Consider the following 247-nt stretch of genomic DNA (forward strand, 5'->3'; position numbering starts at 1 on the left):
TGCCCGCCGTACGTGGTGACGCCGGCCGGCGGCCAGCGCGCCTGCACACGGCGGGTCCTGATGCCGTCGCCGACCAGCGTCTGCAGTTCGGCCAGGTCCACGGCAGAGCGCACGAGCAGGCACAGGTCCTTCATGTCGGCCCGGGACATCGCGGTGCCGCGCAGGAAGAACTGACGGCACAGCGAGACGACGCCGCCCGCGCCGTCGCGATACGTGAGGACGACGCCGGCCCACGTGGCCCCGGGGC

The 247-nt window shown here is 74.1% G+C and carries 1 protein-coding gene; it reads right to left on the reverse strand.

Features of this window, described 5'->3' with window-relative positions; genetic code table 11:
* Positions 1-247 (reverse strand): hypothetical protein (locus KVS67_RS12555; RefSeq protein WP_217565503.1); only part of this gene is annotated, 247 nt, incomplete at both ends.

The organism is Micrococcus sp. GbtcB5 (assembly GCF_019091605.1).
Lineage (GTDB): Bacteria > Actinomycetota > Actinomycetes > Actinomycetales > Micrococcaceae > Micrococcus > Micrococcus luteus.